Source organism: Bacillus cereus group sp. BfR-BA-01350 (genome assembly GCF_022663775.1).
Classification (GTDB): Bacteria; Bacillota; Bacilli; order Bacillales; family Bacillaceae_G; genus Bacillus_A; species Bacillus_A paranthracis.
The window spans coordinates 1-14889 of sequence record NZ_JAKUGD010000024.1; the positions used below are offsets into that span (position 1 = coordinate 1).

The window sequence follows — 14889 nt, forward strand, 5'->3', positions numbered from 1 at the left end:
GAACACGGAAGTTAAGCTCTCTAGCGCCGATGGTAGTTGGGACCTTGTCCCTGTGAGAGTAGGACGTCGCCAAGCAACTAAAAACACAAGTCTTTTGACTTGTGTTTTTTTATTTCCCATGAAATAGGTTCGGTTCTGCTAGTAAAAAATTCGAAATATAGTAAGGGATTTTTTGAGCAGAAATAGTAAGAAATTGATAAATAAATGGGTAATCTTCAGAGCCATAGCTTCCAAGTAAATCATACCACCAATCTGTTTCGTATCTAGAAATCATACTTAAATTGTAGAGCAATAAATAATGAACGAGAAGTTCAGGCAATACAGGTGTAGGATTTCTAGGGTCAGTTGTGAGTGGTAAGTAATAAGTATCAGCGAGATATTCGTAGTATAAAGGCGTACTATATATAGGATTCCACGATTGGATAGGAGCTGTAAAAAGTAAATTGGATGCGCTCGTTTTCCCGGGGACATGTTGCACGGATAAGTGCTTACAAATTGATTCAATATAACGTGAAAATCTTTCTGAAGTCATATGAAGTCGATCTAGTATATTGACTGAAAAGGAAAGTTCATTTGCATTTGTTGAATCAATTTTATATAAAGTGGAACCTCGCTGACTATAGCGAAATAAGTTTTGTAATTCCGGAATATTCCCCATTAAATCCAACATGTTAAACTTCTCTGATTCTAAGTGTTTCATGTGAAACAGCTGTTCTGCAACATGAGTAAATAGTCCGTTTTTTTGTACCTTTACCTCATCTTCTAAAAATTGATACCCCTGTTTTTTCCGTTTACGAGTCGTGACACCATGAGCTAAAACAGTAGTGGATTCAGGATAGTTCGGATCAATAGTTAATAAGCACGCTTTAAAAAGTTGGCTTATTCCATAAAACAATAACATTGGTTGAATCGAAAAGGGAGCTACCTTATATAATTCATAATAATTTTTCCCATGTTCTAAGTAATAAATAAAGGGATAACAATTTTCAAAACTTTTTTTTTCAGCATTTTGTATGGAGGATTTTTCATAACAACGGGCAAGATAACGTTGTACATTTTGAGATGAAAAGAAGAAACTTAATTGCTGCCAAGTACAATGTGTTTGATGCATATATTACGCTCCTTTTATTGTCTAAAAATTCTAACATATATATACGTCCTTGACAGTATTTTAACCAATTGATAAGCTACTAATAATAATTTCTGGTATCATGGGGGGAACAATTATGTGGGAATCTAAATTTGTTAAAGAAGGTTTGACTTTTGATGACGTATTACTTGTACCAGCAAAGTCAGATGTACTACCAAGAGAAGTAAGTGTTAAAACAGTTTTATCTGAAAGCTTACAGTTAAACATCCCGTTAATTAGTGCAGGAATGGATACAGTAACAGAAGCAGATATGGCTATTGCAATGGCTCGTCAAGGCGGTTTAGGAATTATTCATAAAAACATGTCTATTGAACAACAAGCCGAGCAGGTTGATAAAGTAAAACGTTCTGAAAGTGGTGTTATTTCAGATCCGTTCTTTTTAACTCCAGAACATCAAGTGTATGATGCAGAGCACCTTATGGGGAAATATCGTATCTCAGGTGTACCGGTTGTAAATAATTTAGACGAGCGAAAATTAGTTGGTATTATTACAAACCGTGATATGCGTTTTATCCAAGACTACTCAATCAAAATTTCCGACGTAATGACAAAAGAACAGCTAATTACAGCTCCAGTTGGTACAACGCTAGATGAGGCTGAAAAGATCCTACAAAAGTATAAAATTGAAAAACTCCCTCTTGTTGATAACAACGGTGTATTACAAGGGCTTATTACAATAAAAGATATTGAAAAAGTAATTGAATTCCCAAATTCTGCGAAGGATAAGCAAGGGCGCTTATTAGTTGGAGCAGCAGTTGGTGTAACGGCTGATGCTATGACTCGCATTGACGCATTAGTAAAAGCTAGCGTAGATGCAATCGTACTTGATACAGCCCATGGGCATTCTCAAGGCGTTATTGATAAAGTAAAAGAAGTTCGTGCAAAGTATCCATCATTAAATATTATCGCTGGAAATGTTGCTACTGCTGAAGCAACAAGAGCATTAATTGAAGCAGGGGCAAACGTAGTTAAAGTTGGTATTGGACCAGGCTCTATCTGTACAACACGTGTTGTAGCTGGGGTTGGTGTACCACAATTAACAGCGGTTTATGATTGTGCAACAGAAGCTCGTAAACACGGTATCCCAGTTATCGCTGACGGTGGTATTAAGTACTCTGGTGATATGGTTAAAGCTTTAGCAGCAGGAGCACATGTTGTTATGCTAGGTAGTATGTTTGCTGGTGTTGCTGAAAGTCCTGGTGAAACTGAAATTTATCAAGGTCGCCAATTTAAAGTATATCGTGGTATGGGTTCTGTCGGAGCGATGGAAAAAGGAAGTAAAGATCGTTATTTCCAAGAAGGAAATAAAAAACTTGTTCCAGAAGGTATTGAAGGACGAGTACCATATAAAGGACCTTTAGCAGATACGGTTCATCAATTAGTTGGTGGATTACGTGCAGGTATGGGATATTGCGGAGCACAAGATTTAGAATTCTTACGTGAGAATGCACAATTTGTTCGTATGTCAGGTGCTGGTTTACTTGAAAGTCATCCTCATCATGTACAAATTACAAAAGAGGCTCCAAACTACTCATTATAATGTCTTATATATAAATAGACGGAGATTTTATATCTCTGTCTATTTTTTTTTGATTATGTTAGAATAACGGTTATGTGAGTACATAGATATTGGGGGTAGCAAAAGTGAAAGGTATGTTTTGCAAAAGATTCATTGCACTAGTAACAATGCTTACACTAGCTTGTAGTATGTTGTTACCATATAGCAATGCATCAGCTGAAACAGGAGCTGCTTTAAACATTGAAGCAGGTGCGGCAATTTTAGTTGAAGCGAATTCTGGAAAAATTGTATATCAAAAGAATGCTGATGAATTATTATCCATTGCTAGTATGACGAAGATGATGAGTGAGTATTTAGTTCACGAAGCAGTGGATAAAGGAAAGCTTAAGTGGGATCAGAAAATTAAGGTTTCTGAATATGCGTATAAAGTTTCACAGGATGCTTCATTATCAAATGTGGCATTAGAAAATGGTGGCTCTTATACAGTAAAAGAGTTATACGAGGCAATGGCAATCTTCTCTGCAAATGGTGCAACGATTGCATTAGCAGAAGCAATTGCAGGTAAAGAAGTAGATTTCGTAAAAATGATGAATGATAAATCGAAAGAACTAGGGTTGAAAAATTATAAATTTGTCAATTCTACAGGTTTAACGAATAAAGATTTAAAGGGAATGCATCCAGAAGGAACAACAGCGGATGAAGAAAATAAAATGTCTGCAAAGGATGTTGCAACTTTAGCACAACATTTAATTAAAGATTATCCAAAAGTGTTAGATACAGCAAAAATCCCGAAAAAAGAATTCCGTCCAGAAAAAGAGAAGTTTGCAATGTCGAACTGGAACTGGATGTTAAAGGGCTTAGTTAAAGAATATGATGGCGTAGATGGCCTAAAAACAGGCTCAACTCCAGAAGCGGGAGATTGCTTCACTGGTACGGTTGAAAGAAACGGTATGCGTTTTATTTCTGTAGTAATTAAAACAAGTTCTCATACAGCACGTTTTGATGAAACAAAGAAGCTATATGATTATGGATTTGCTAACTTTGAAATGAAACAAATGTATAAAAAAGGTTCTTCAGTAAAAGGACAAGAAACAGTACGAGTAGAAAATGCGAAAGACAAAGATGTAGCAGTTCAAACGAAACAAGCCATTTCACTTCCAGTACCAAAAGGAAGTAAAGATGTTTATAAAACAGAATTAAAAGAATCAAGTAAGGGACAAGAGGCACCTATTAAAAAGGGAGCTGCGCTTGGTCAAATGGTAATTACGCCAAAAGATGCAAACGATCCTGGATTTTTAACTGGTAAGTCGTTGCAAGTGGATCTTGTAACAACAGCTGAAGTAGAAGAAGCAAACTGGTTTACTCGTGCTATGCGCGGAATTGGTTCTTTCTTTAGTGGTATATGGAATAGTGCTGTTGATACAGTAAAAGGTTGGTTTTAAAAGCTCCTCATTGTAGGGGCTTTTTCTTATTCCTATTTTTCATACCGACTTTATGAAAAAGTAGTAGACAAGCATCTGATAGTTAGTGGTAGAATGTAAGAGTATTCTTAATTTTCGCCTTTAACGGGGAAAAGCAATTCACCTAGGGGGGTTTTTGTAACATGACAAATGTAACAGGGACAGAACGTGTAAAACGTGGAATGGCAGAAATGCAAAAAGGCGGCGTTATTATGGACGTAATTAACGCTGAACAAGCAAAAATTGCAGAAGAGGCAGGCGCAGTTGCCGTTATGGCATTAGAGCGTGTACCAGCAGATATTCGTGCAGCAGGTGGCGTTTCTCGTATGGCAGACCCAACAATCGTTGAAGAAGTTATGGGTGCTGTGTCAATTCCGGTTATGGCCAAATGCCGTATCGGTCACCTTGTAGAAGCACGTGTATTAGAATCATTAGGGGTAGACTATATCGATGAGAGTGAAGTATTAACTCCAGCAGATGAAGTATACCATTTAAATAAACGTGATTACACAGTTCCGTTTGTATGTGGTTGCCGTGATATCGGAGAAGCTGCACGTCGTATTGCAGAAGGTGCATCTATGCTTCGTACAAAAGGTGAACCAGGAACAGGAAACATTGTAGAGGCAGTGCGTCATATGCGTCAAGTCAATGCAGAAATCCGTCAAGTTGCAAATCTACGTGAAGATGAGTTAATGACATATGCAAAAAATACTGGTGCTCCTTATGAAGTACTACTTGAAATTAAACGCCTTGGTCGTTTGCCGGTTGTAAACTTTGCAGCAGGTGGTGTAGCAACACCTGCAGATGCAGCGTTAATGATGCAACTTGGTGCGGATGGTGTATTTGTTGGATCTGGTATCTTTAAATCAGAGAATCCAGCGAAATTTGCACGTGCAATCGTTGAAGCGACAACTCATTATGAGGATTACGAATTAATTGCAAGCCTTTCTAAAGGATTAGGTAATGCGATGAAAGGTATCGAAATTTCAACGTTACTACCAGAGCAACGCATGCAAGAGCGTGGATGGTAATTGAAGGAGAACTTTAAAATGGTGAAAATCGGTGTACTAGGTCTTCAAGGTGCAGTTCGTGAACATGTAAAATCAGTTGAAGCAAGTGGTGCAGAAGCTGTTATTGTAAAGCGTATAGAACAACTTGAAGAGATTGATGGTCTTATTTTACCAGGCGGTGAAAGTACAACTATGCGCCGTCTTATTGATAAGTATGCTTTCATGGAACCACTTCGTACATTCGCGAAGTCTGGTAAACCAATGTTTGGTACATGTGCAGGAATGATTCTTCTTGCAAAAACACTTATTGGCTATGACGAAGCACATATTGGTGCTATGGATATTACAGTTGAGCGTAACGCGTTTGGACGTCAAAAAGATAGCTTTGAAGCTGCACTTTCTATTAAAGGTGTGGGAGAAGATTTTGTTGGCGTATTTATCCGTGCTCCGTATGTTGTAAATGTAGCGGATGATGTTGAGGTACTTTCTACACATGGTGATCGAATGGTGGCTGTAAGGCAAGGGCCGTTTTTAGCTGCTTCTTTCCATCCGGAATTAACGGATGATCATCGTGTAACAGCATACTTTGTAGAAATGGTAAAAGAAGCGAAAATGAAAAAAGTTGTATAAGTAACTTGCAACTTGTATAAGATTATAGTAAATTGATGGTAACAATTTTATAAAATAAGCGTGTTGATAGGAAGTAGTAACAAATGTCGTTTCTTATAGAGAGTCGATGGTTGGTGGAAATCGATAGAAACAGTTTGTGAATCCATCCTGGAATGGAATGTGGAATATCTTTATGATTAGTAAACATTCCCGGTGAAGAGCCGTTATTTCTACTTGAGAGGAAGGCGGTAAAGCTTTCAACTAGGGTGGCAACGCGGGTTAACTCCCGTCCCTTTATATAGGGACGGGAGTTTTTTGTGTTTTATAAAATAAAAGGAGGAGTATATAATGCTTGATATTAAATTTTTACGTACAAATTTTGAAGAAGTAAAAGCAAAGTTACAGCATAGAGGCGAAGATTTAACTGATTTTGGTCGCTTTGAAGAATTAGATACGAGAAGAAGAGAACTACTTGTTCAAACAGAGGAACTAAAAAGTAAACGTAACGAAGTATCTCAACAAATCTCTGTATTGAAGCGCGAAAAGAAAGATGCAGAAGCTCTAATTTTAGAAATGCGTGAAGTTGGAGAAAAAGTAAAAGATCTTGATAACGAACTTCGTACAGTTGAAGAAGATCTAGAAAGATTGATGCTATCTATTCCAAATATTCCGCACGAATCTGCTCCAGTTGGTGAAACAGAGGATGATAATGTAGTAGCTCGCACTTGGGGAGAAGTGAAGGAATTTGCTTTTGAACCAAAACCACATTGGGATCTTGCTACAGATTTAGGAATTCTAGATTTTGAACGTGCTGGAAAAGTAACAGGAAGCCGCTTCGTATTCTACAAAGGTGCTGGCGCAAGATTAGAGCGTGCTTTAATTAGCTTTATGCTTGATCTTCATACTGATGAGCATGGATATGAAGAAGTATTACCTCCGTATATGGTAAACCGTGCAAGCATGACAGGGACAGGACAACTTCCGAAGTTTGAAGAAGATGCATTCCGTATTGAAAGTGAAGACTACTTCTTAATTCCAACAGCTGAAGTACCTGTAACAAATATGCACCGTGATGAGATCTTAAATAAAGAACAATTGCCTATAAGATATGCTGCATTTAGCTCTTGTTTCCGTTCTGAAGCAGGTTCAGCTGGCCGTGATACACGTGGTTTAATTCGTCAGCACCAGTTCAATAAAGTAGAGCTTGTGAAGTTCGTAAAACCAGAAGATTCTTATGAAGAGTTAGAAAAACTAACAAATGATGCAGAACGCGTGTTACAATTATTAGAGTTGCCATATCGCGTTATGAGCATGTGCACAGGCGATTTAGGATTTACAGCAGCGAAGAAATACGATATCGAAGTATGGATTCCAAGCTATGGCACATATCGTGAAATCTCTTCTTGTAGTAATTTCGAGGCTTTCCAAGCGAGACGTGCAAATATCCGTTTCCGTCGTGAGCCAAACGGCAAACCAGAACATGTTCATACATTAAATGGATCTGGTCTTGCAATTGGACGTACGGTGGCAGCTATTTTAGAGAACTACCAACAAGAAGATGGTACAATTATAATTCCAGAAGTTCTTCGCCCTTATATGGGAGGAAAAACAGTTATTAAGTAAATTTATAAACATTCATCGGTATGAGTGATTGGTAATTATGAGCGTTGTCAGTACTATGATGTAGGAGAGGAAAAGTAAAATTTTCCTTTCCTCATAATTTATTTTAGTAGGGTTGACTAACTGTTTTTCTTTTGATATTATATTTGATGTCAATATGGAGGTATACCCAAGTCTGGCTGAAGGGATCGGTCTTGAAAACCGACAGGCGGCGAGAGTCGCGCGGGGGTTCGAATCCCTCTACCTCCTCCAGATATAATTGACAACAGCGCATATAAGTGGAGATTGGAGAACTCGTTACCACACGTAACGAGTTTTTATTTTAAAACCAATCATAAAGTATGGTGTAAGGCGATTTTGTCCTTATTACACACTCATATTCCGATGATTATCTTCATAGATATGAAAGGAGTCAACATGGATCTTATTATACAAACGTTTCCTTTAGATGGAAAAACTTTATATTATGTACAATGTCCTGTCTGTAAGAACAATAGAATTTTAAACAGTGGTGCAAATGTATCACGTATTATTAGCGATGATACATTCCGTAAACTTTGTGGTTGCACTTGTAATGTAAAGCAAACTGCAACAAAAGTAGAGGCACCAAAAAAAGTTAAAAAAGAAGCTGTAAAGAAAGAAGCAGCTCCAAAACGTACAGGTAAAGTATTAACAGCAGTAATTAACGGGAAAGAAATGACTGTTAAAGAGATTGCTGAGGCGTACGATATTAGTACAAGTACTGTTCGTCAGCGTATTAACGCTGGAAAACCTGAGAGTGAAATTATTGCTCCAACAAAGAAGAAGTAATTTAATAGAAAAACCCGTGCGTATGCACGGGTTTTTTATTTTACAAGTTTACGTGTTTGTTTTAAAAAATGGCCGATTTTTTTAATGATTGGTTCAATGGAATCGCCATCTTTTAAAATATCGTATTCATTAATGTTTAATCTTAAAACAGGGCATGAATTAAAGTTATTAATCCAGTTTTCATAACGCCCATGCATCTCTTTCCAATACTCAATTGGTGTTTGCTGTTCCATCGGACGTCCACGTTCCTGGATGCGATCAACGATATCATCGAAAGAACCTTCTAAGTAAATGAGTAAATCTGGATGAGGGAAGTAAGGAGTCATGACCATAGCGTCAAATAAACCTTTGTATGTTTCATAATCAGTTTCCGTCATTGTACCTTTTTCGTGATGCATTTTTGCAAAAATGCCAGTGTCTTCATAGATAGAGCGATCTTGAACAAAACCGCCGCCGTATTCAAAAATTCTTTTTTGTTCTTTAAATCGTTCTGCTAAAAAGTATACTTGTAAGTGAAAGCTCCAGCGTGTGAAATCAGCATAGAACTTGTCCAAATACGGGTTAGAATCTACCTTTTCAAATGACGTGCGATACCCTAAAGCGTTAGCTAATGCAGTTGTCATAGTGGATTTACCGACACCTACTGTTCCAGCGATAGTGATTACTGCGTCATTTGGGATATCATATTTTTGCCTTAAATTCATTATTATTTCGACTCCTTTAAGAGAGTATTTTGAAGGGCAGATAGGATGACGTTTAAATCATCAGGATTTTTTACAAAATCCATATCGTCTCCGTTAAATTTCAATACTGGGATATCTGGATGGTCTTTTTTAAAAGCATCCATTGCTGTTTCGTAATCTTTTGTGAGCTGTAGTAAGTAATTTGGATCCATATTTTTTTCGAATTCTCTTCCGCGCATTGCGATTCGCTTTTGTAATGTTTCTAAGCTAGCTGTTAAATAAACGATAACGTTTGGAACAGGCATATCTTGTGTAAGGATACGATAGATTTGCATGTACTTGTCATATTGAGAATCTTTTAATGTACGGGATGCGAAAATTACGTTTTTGAATATATGGTAGTCCGCTACTACTGGCTTCCTTTGATTCAAATACTTTATGTTAATATCTTCTAATTGTTTGTATCTATTACAAAGAAAGAACATCTCTGTTTGAAAACTCCATTCGTCGATGTCTTCATAGAACTTTCCTAAAAAGGGGTTTTCATCAACAATCTCTTTCAGTAAGTGGAGTTGCATGTGAGTTGAAATTTCCTTCGCAAGTGAAGTTTTTCCAACACCAATTGGTCCTTCAACCGTGATAAATGGTACTCCGGTCACGCTGTTTCCTCCTTTCAATCAGTGATTTACCGTGACTACTAAAAACACAAAACAGAATTATTGTAGCACAAGAGGGAAGCGAGCGGGTTAATTTGATATAAAAAGTTGGAAAATAGATATATGTATTAATTAAATTTTATTTGAAACGACGGTACTATATTTGCCTTTAATGTGGCTTCCATTATTTTCAAAGCATGCAGGTTATCCTGATCATCATTAGATGCAATACAGTCCTGTGGTACATACAATGTATAATTCCTCATATGAGCATCGTTAGCTGTAAAGAGGATACATATATTCCCGGCGACACCTGTTAATATTAGATTTTCTATTTTTAAATAGCCTAATAAAGAATTTAAAGGTGTTTCATAAAAAGCAGAGTAATGTGGTTTAATAAAAATGTAATCATCAGCATTTGGAGCGATCTTATGAATGATATTTTTACTATACTCATTTGTACAATGAGTAATCAATTGGTCAATATCAGATCTCCAAAGTTGATAATGGTCATTAATATAAATGATGGGGCAACCGAAGGATTTCATTGTTTTCTTTAATTGTAAAATAGGATTGGTTATAATTTCGCATTTTTTTGCTAGGATAGGCCCGTGTGAAAATTGAAAGTCATTAATCATATCGATAATGAGTAAGGCAGTATTCTTCATATGTAATCCCTCTCTTTTTTTCTTAGGGTGGATTGAATTTATAAAAGTTATCCCATGTGTAGTAAATGGAAATAAGTGTACTTTATTTGTAATGAAAGGACTATGTTATGGAACGTGATCAAGATATTTATTTTATGCAGTTAGCAATAGAAGAGGCTAAAAAAGCAGAGGCAATACAAGAAGTACCGATTGGGGCAGTTATAGTGTTGGATGGTGAAGTAATTAGTGTTGCTCATAATTTAAGGGAGACTGAGCAAAGATCGATAGCTCACGCTGAGTTGTTAGCTATTGATGAGGCGTGCAAAAAATTAGGGACATGGCGTTTAGAAGATGCAACGTTATATGTAACATTAGAGCCTTGTCCGATGTGTGCGGGTGGAATTGTTTTATCACGAGTAAAGCGAGTTGTATATGGTGCGAGTGATCCGAAAGGTGGATGTGCAGGGACATTGATGAATCTGTTAACGGATGAACGCTTTAATCATCAATGTGAAGTAGTAGCTGGTGTATTAGAAGAAGAGTGCGGTATGCTGTTAACGAACTTTTTTAGAGCGCTTCGTAAAAAAAGAAAAGCGATTAAGAAATTAGAGAAAAGTAAAGAGAATTAACGTATTTGCATTTTATAAAAAAACAAGTTATACTGATAGTGCCTTTAATGAAGGCAACCGAATATTGGTTTTAACTTTGCCGTGCTAAGCGGGGAGGTAGCGGTGCCCTATACTCGCAATCCGCTCTAGCGAGGCCGAATCCCTTCTCGAGGTTATGTTGCTGTAAGGCCTGCCTTAAGTAAGTGGTGTTGACGTTTGGGTCCTGCGCAACGGGACCCCGTGAACCTTGTCAGGTCCGGAAGGAAGCAGCAATAAGCGGGTCTTCTCGTGTGCCGCAGGAGTGCCTGAACCGAGCTAACTGCTTAAGTAACGCTTATGGTACGTAATCGACAGAAGGTGCACGGCAGTTATATATGTATACAAAACTCACCTTAATACTAAGGTGGGTTTTTTGTATAGAAAATAACTTTTGGAATCTATAAACAGAATGGGTTATAATAAATGAGATAATAACCTTTGAGGGAGGCCGTATTTTCGTGTCATACCAAGCGTTATACCGAACATGGAGACCGCAAAAGTTTGAAGATGTAGTCGGTCAAAAGCACGTAACAAAAACGTTGCAAAATGCCCTTCTTCAAGAGAAAGTTTCACATGCTTATTTATTTTCTGGGCCGAGGGGAACAGGAAAAACGACAATTGCAAAAGTGTTTGCAAAAGCAATTAACTGTGAACATGCTCCGGTAGCTGAACCTTGTAATGAATGTCCTTCTTGTTTGGGGATTACACAAGGATCTATTTCAGATGTATTAGAAATTGATGCGGCTTCAAATAACGGTGTAGATGAAATTCGAGATATTAGAGATAAAGTAAAATATGCTCCAAGTGCTGTAGAATATAAAGTATACATTATTGATGAAGTTCACATGCTTTCCATGGGTGCCTTCAATGCGCTTTTAAAAACGTTAGAAGAACCGCCAGGACATGTTATCTTTATTTTGGCGACAACAGAACCGCATAAGATACCGCCTACAATTATTTCGCGTTGCCAACGTTTCGAATTTCGAAAGATATCAGTAAATGATATTGTTGAGAGATTATCGACAGTTGTGAACAATGAAGGTACGCAAGTAGAAGATGAGGCATTACAAATTGTTGCACGTGCCGCTGAAGGTGGTATGCGTGATGCGCTCAGTCTTATTGATCAGGCAATATCTTATAGTGATGAGACCGTTACGACAGAAGATGTATTAGCTGTAACAGGGTCTGTTTCTCAGCAATACTTAGGTAACTTAGTAGAATGTATACGTGAAAATGATGTATCAAGAGCATTACGTATCATAGACGAGATGATGGGTAAAGGGAAAGATCCAGTTCGCTTTATGGAGGATTTCATTTACTATTATCGTGATATGCTTTTATATCAAACTTCACCACAATTGGAACATATGTTGGAACGAGTAATGGTTGATGAGCAATTCCGGACGTTAAGTGAAGAAATGCAGCCGGAAGTAATCTATGAGATCATTCATACTCTTAGTAAAGCACAACAGGAAATGAAGTGGACAAATCATCCGCGAATTTTCTTAGAAGTTGTTATGGTACAACTGTGTCAACAGTTTATGATGCAAGCAAATGGTGCAGATCGTTTACAAGCAATTATGAACAGGATGCAGCAATTAGAGAAAGAGTTAGAACAAGTCAAAAAGAATGGTGTGCCGGCCGGTGTGCAGCAGGAAGTCAGAGAGACGCGTGCAGCACCAAAGCCAGTACGGACAGGAAGTATGAAGATACCTGTCGGACGCGTAAATGAAGTATTAAAGCAAGCGAAGCGTCAAGATTTAGAACAATTAAAAGCTGTATGGGGAGAGTTGTTAGGAAGACTCAAAGCATACAACAAAGTAGCGTTTGCTGTTTTATTAGAAAATAGCGAACCGGTAGCGGCTTCAGATGATACTTACGTTTTAGCGTTCCAATATGAGATTCACTGTAAAATGGCAAGCGAAAATCGAGAGGCTATGGATACAGTGGAACAAACTTTATTTGAATTGCTAAGTAAAAGATTAAATATGATTGCCATTCCAAAAAGTGAATGGGGTAAAATCCGTGAAGATTTTTTACAGCGTGAAGGTGGAAGTTCTGAAGAAAGCCCAGAGAAAAAAGAAGATCCTCTCATAGAAGAGGCTGTAAAATTAGTAGGGCAAGAACTCATTGAAATAAAAGAGTAATAATAATTAGGAGGAATTAATTATGATGCGTGGCGGAATGGGAAATATGAATAACATGATGAAACAAATGCAAAAGATGCAAAAGGAAATGGCAAAGGCGCAAGAAGAACTTGGCGAAAAAACAGTTGAAGGTACAGCTGGCGGCGGTATGATCACAGTTATTGCAAATGGTCATAAGCAAATTCTTGAAGTAAAAGTGAAAGAAGAAGTTGTAGATCCAGAAGATATCGAAATGTTACAAGACTTAGTGTTAGCTGCAACAAACGATGCACTTAAGAAAGCTGATGAACTTTCAAACTCTACAATGGGTAAATTTACAAAAGGCTTAAACTTACCGGGTGGAATGTTCTAGGAGGATATTGATATATGCATTATCCAGAACCAATATCAAAACTAATTGATAGTTTTATGAAATTGCCAGGAATCGGACCGAAAACAGCGGTTCGATTAGCGTTTTTCGTATTAGATATGAAAGAAGATGATGTGTTAGGTTTTGCAAAAGCACTTGTAAATGCGAAGCGAGACTTAGCATATTGTTCTGTGTGCGGGCATATTACTGACCGTGATCCTTGTTATATTTGTAACGATTCACATCGGGATCAATCAGTTGTTTGTGTCGTGCAAGAACCGAAAGATGTAATCGCGATGGAAAAGATGAAAGAGTATCAAGGTGTATATCATGTGTTACGTGGTGCTATCTCTCCAATGGAGGGAATTGGACCAGAAGACATTAATATCCCGCAACTTCTAAAGCGACTACACGATGAAACAGTACAAGAAGTAATATTAGCAACAAATCCTAATATTGAAGGGGAAGCTACAGCGATGTATATATCCCGCCTCTTAAAGCCGACAGGTATTAAAGTAACTCGTATTGCACACGGTCTGCCAGTTGGTGGAGATTTAGAATATGCAGATGAAGTGACACTGTCGAAAGCGTTAGAAGGTCGTAGAGAAGTATAAGAGGAGAAACAAAAATGTTCTTTCAAAAAAAGGGTAAATTGCGTAAAGAGTATGATGATAAGCTAATTGTACTATTAGAAAAGGTGAAGAATGAATGGTTACGTCAAAAGAGAATGGTTGAACAAAGTGTTGAACCATCTCAAGATGTACTTTGTTCTTTGAAAATAGCAGAGGCGAAATATTTCTTCTTGCTAAAAGAAGCAAAACGTCGTCCTGTAAAGATGGAGCAATGGTAAAAGGTTCTGCTGAAAAGCAGAGCCTTTTTATTTTATTCGTTTGGAAAGATCGATTAATAGTTTTTGTGAAGAACGTGTAGCCGAATCAAGGTGAATAAGATGAAACGACTGGAGTTATATAATAAACGTTCTTTTTTATTGTCTTGTCCCATACAAATAAATGTGTATAGGTCATTCATAAGGAGGAAAAAATGAATTCTACAATTATTATTGTTGGTATTCTTGCGTTAGTTTTTATTTTCCTTGTTTTTGGTGTTTCTTCTAAGCCGTTACGTTTTATAGGAAAAGCGCTCTTTCATGTTACTTTGGGAGTAGCATTACTTTTTATCGTAAATGTTGTAGGAACGTATTTTGATTTTCATATCCCAATTAACTTGGGCACCGCAACAATTACAAGTTTATTAGGCCTACCCGGTGTTGCTGCATTAGTGGTTATTAAACTTTATATAATGCCAAAATAAATTTATTTTGGCATTTTTTTAAAAGTGTTGACTTGTGAATGATTAATATGGTAAATTAATAAGCGTCGTCAGGAACGAAAGAAAAAAGTTGTTGACAGATTTAACGCAAAATGTTAAATTATAAAAGTCGCTGAAACGCGATGTTGAACTTTGAAAACTAAACGAAACAAACAACGTGAAACGTCAATTTTTATTTTATGATGCTAGACAAACTAACTTTATTGGAGAGTTTGATCCTGGCTCAGGATGAACGCTGGCGGCGTGCCTAATA

At 37.3% G+C, this 14889-nt stretch carries 16 protein-coding genes, 1 tRNA gene, 1 other RNA gene and 1 other annotated feature; of the genes, 14 read left to right on the forward strand and 4 right to left on the reverse strand.

What is annotated here, in order from left to right:
- Positions 1 to 109: 109 nt before the first annotated feature.
- The gene (locus MR147_RS26380) at positions 110 to 1111 is read right to left on the reverse strand and encodes a YaaC family protein (RefSeq protein ID WP_242304875.1); all 1002 of its coding nucleotides are present in this window, start codon (positions 1109 to 1111) and stop codon (positions 110 to 112) included.
- Between the two features lie 115 nt (positions 1112 to 1226).
- Between MR147_RS26380 and guaB the strand changes: the two genes are divergently transcribed.
- The 7 genes from guaB to MR147_RS26415 all read left to right on the forward strand — a co-directional run bounded on the left by guaB (position 1227) and on the right by MR147_RS26415 (position 8178).
- Positions 1227 to 2690, forward strand: coding sequence for an IMP dehydrogenase (gene guaB, locus MR147_RS26385; RefSeq protein WP_000264079.1), 1464 nt, complete (start codon positions 1227 to 1229; stop codon positions 2688 to 2690).
- 113 nt (positions 2691 to 2803) lie between these two features.
- Positions 2804 to 4111 carry a D-alanyl-D-alanine carboxypeptidase DacA gene (gene dacA, locus MR147_RS26390; RefSeq protein ID WP_139302863.1) on the forward strand — a complete coding sequence of 436 codons (1308 nt, stop codon included), beginning with the start codon at positions 2804 to 2806 and terminating at the stop codon, positions 4109 to 4111.
- A 161-nt stretch (positions 4112 to 4272) separates the two neighbouring features.
- Positions 4273 to 5160 (forward strand): pyridoxal 5'-phosphate synthase lyase subunit PdxS, encoded by an 888-nt coding sequence (pdxS, locus tag MR147_RS26395; protein WP_074609476.1) that lies wholly within the window; start codon positions 4273 to 4275, stop codon positions 5158 to 5160.
- Between the two features lie 18 nt (positions 5161 to 5178).
- Positions 5179 to 5769, forward strand: coding sequence for a pyridoxal 5'-phosphate synthase glutaminase subunit PdxT (gene pdxT / locus MR147_RS26400; RefSeq protein WP_000238775.1), 591 nt, complete (start codon positions 5179 to 5181; stop codon positions 5767 to 5769).
- Positions 5770 to 5823: 54 nt separating this feature from the next.
- Positions 5824 to 6045 (forward strand) — a binding site (T-box leader).
- Between the two features lie 51 nt (positions 6046 to 6096).
- Entirely contained in the window at positions 6097 to 7371 is a 1275-nt protein-coding gene (gene serS, locus MR147_RS26405) for a serine--tRNA ligase (RefSeq protein ID WP_000884181.1), read from the forward strand.
- Positions 7372 to 7527: 156 nt separating this feature from the next.
- Positions 7528 to 7620, forward strand: a tRNA-Ser gene (locus MR147_RS26410).
- Between the two features lie 165 nt (positions 7621 to 7785).
- On the forward strand, positions 7786 to 8178 hold the full coding sequence (locus tag MR147_RS26415) for a sigma factor-like helix-turn-helix DNA-binding protein (RefSeq protein ID WP_000364209.1): 393 nt from the start codon (positions 7786 to 7788) through the stop codon (positions 8176 to 8178).
- 35 nt (positions 8179 to 8213) lie between these two features.
- On the opposite strand, the gene MR147_RS26420 is transcribed toward MR147_RS26415, so the two are convergent.
- The 3 genes from MR147_RS26420 to MR147_RS26430 all read right to left on the reverse strand — a co-directional run bounded on the left by MR147_RS26420 (position 8214) and on the right by MR147_RS26430 (position 10185).
- Positions 8214 to 8882: a deoxynucleoside kinase gene (locus tag MR147_RS26420; protein ID WP_001053585.1), complete on the reverse strand. Its 669-nt coding sequence runs from the start codon at positions 8880 to 8882 to the stop codon at positions 8214 to 8216.
- A gap of 2 nt (positions 8883 to 8884) precedes the next feature.
- Positions 8885 to 9520 carry a deoxynucleoside kinase gene (locus MR147_RS26425; RefSeq protein WP_000148224.1) on the reverse strand — a complete coding sequence of 212 codons (636 nt, stop codon included), beginning with the start codon at positions 9518 to 9520 and terminating at the stop codon, positions 8885 to 8887.
- A 125-nt stretch (positions 9521 to 9645) separates the two neighbouring features.
- Positions 9646 to 10185: a cysteine hydrolase family protein gene (locus tag MR147_RS26430; protein ID WP_000798715.1), complete on the reverse strand. Its 540-nt coding sequence runs from the start codon at positions 10183 to 10185 to the stop codon at positions 9646 to 9648.
- A gap of 107 nt (positions 10186 to 10292) precedes the next feature.
- On the opposite strand from MR147_RS26430, the gene tadA reads away from it, so the two are divergent.
- The 7 genes from tadA (at position 10293) to MR147_RS26465 (ending at position 14618) form a co-directional block, all read left to right on the forward strand.
- A complete protein-coding gene (gene tadA, locus MR147_RS26435) occupies positions 10293 to 10793 on the forward strand; it encodes a tRNA adenosine(34) deaminase TadA (RefSeq protein WP_242304876.1) in 501 nt (166 codons plus the stop codon).
- A gap of 79 nt (positions 10794 to 10872) precedes the next feature.
- Positions 10873 to 11137: signal recognition particle sRNA large type (gene ffs / locus MR147_RS26440), an RNA gene on the forward strand.
- Positions 11138 to 11269: 132 nt separating this feature from the next.
- The gene (gene dnaX / locus MR147_RS26445; protein WP_000121557.1) at positions 11270 to 12958 is read left to right on the forward strand and encodes a DNA polymerase III subunit gamma/tau; all 1689 of its coding nucleotides are present in this window, start codon (positions 11270 to 11272) and stop codon (positions 12956 to 12958) included.
- A gap of 25 nt (positions 12959 to 12983) precedes the next feature.
- Positions 12984 to 13310 carry a YbaB/EbfC family nucleoid-associated protein gene (locus MR147_RS26450; RefSeq protein WP_001996460.1) on the forward strand — a complete coding sequence of 109 codons (327 nt, stop codon included), beginning with the start codon at positions 12984 to 12986 and terminating at the stop codon, positions 13308 to 13310.
- Between the two features lie 14 nt (positions 13311 to 13324).
- Positions 13325 to 13921, forward strand: coding sequence for a recombination protein RecR (gene recR, locus MR147_RS26455; RefSeq protein WP_000559169.1), 597 nt, complete (start codon positions 13325 to 13327; stop codon positions 13919 to 13921).
- A gap of 14 nt (positions 13922 to 13935) precedes the next feature.
- The gene (locus tag MR147_RS26460) at positions 13936 to 14157 is read left to right on the forward strand and encodes a YaaL family protein (protein ID WP_000466020.1); all 222 of its coding nucleotides are present in this window, start codon (positions 13936 to 13938) and stop codon (positions 14155 to 14157) included.
- A 191-nt stretch (positions 14158 to 14348) separates the two neighbouring features.
- Positions 14349 to 14618, forward strand: a complete 270-nt coding sequence (locus tag MR147_RS26465) for a pro-sigmaK processing inhibitor BofA family protein (RefSeq protein ID WP_001089262.1) — start codon at positions 14349 to 14351, stop codon at positions 14616 to 14618.
- Positions 14619 to 14889 lie beyond the last annotated feature (271 nt).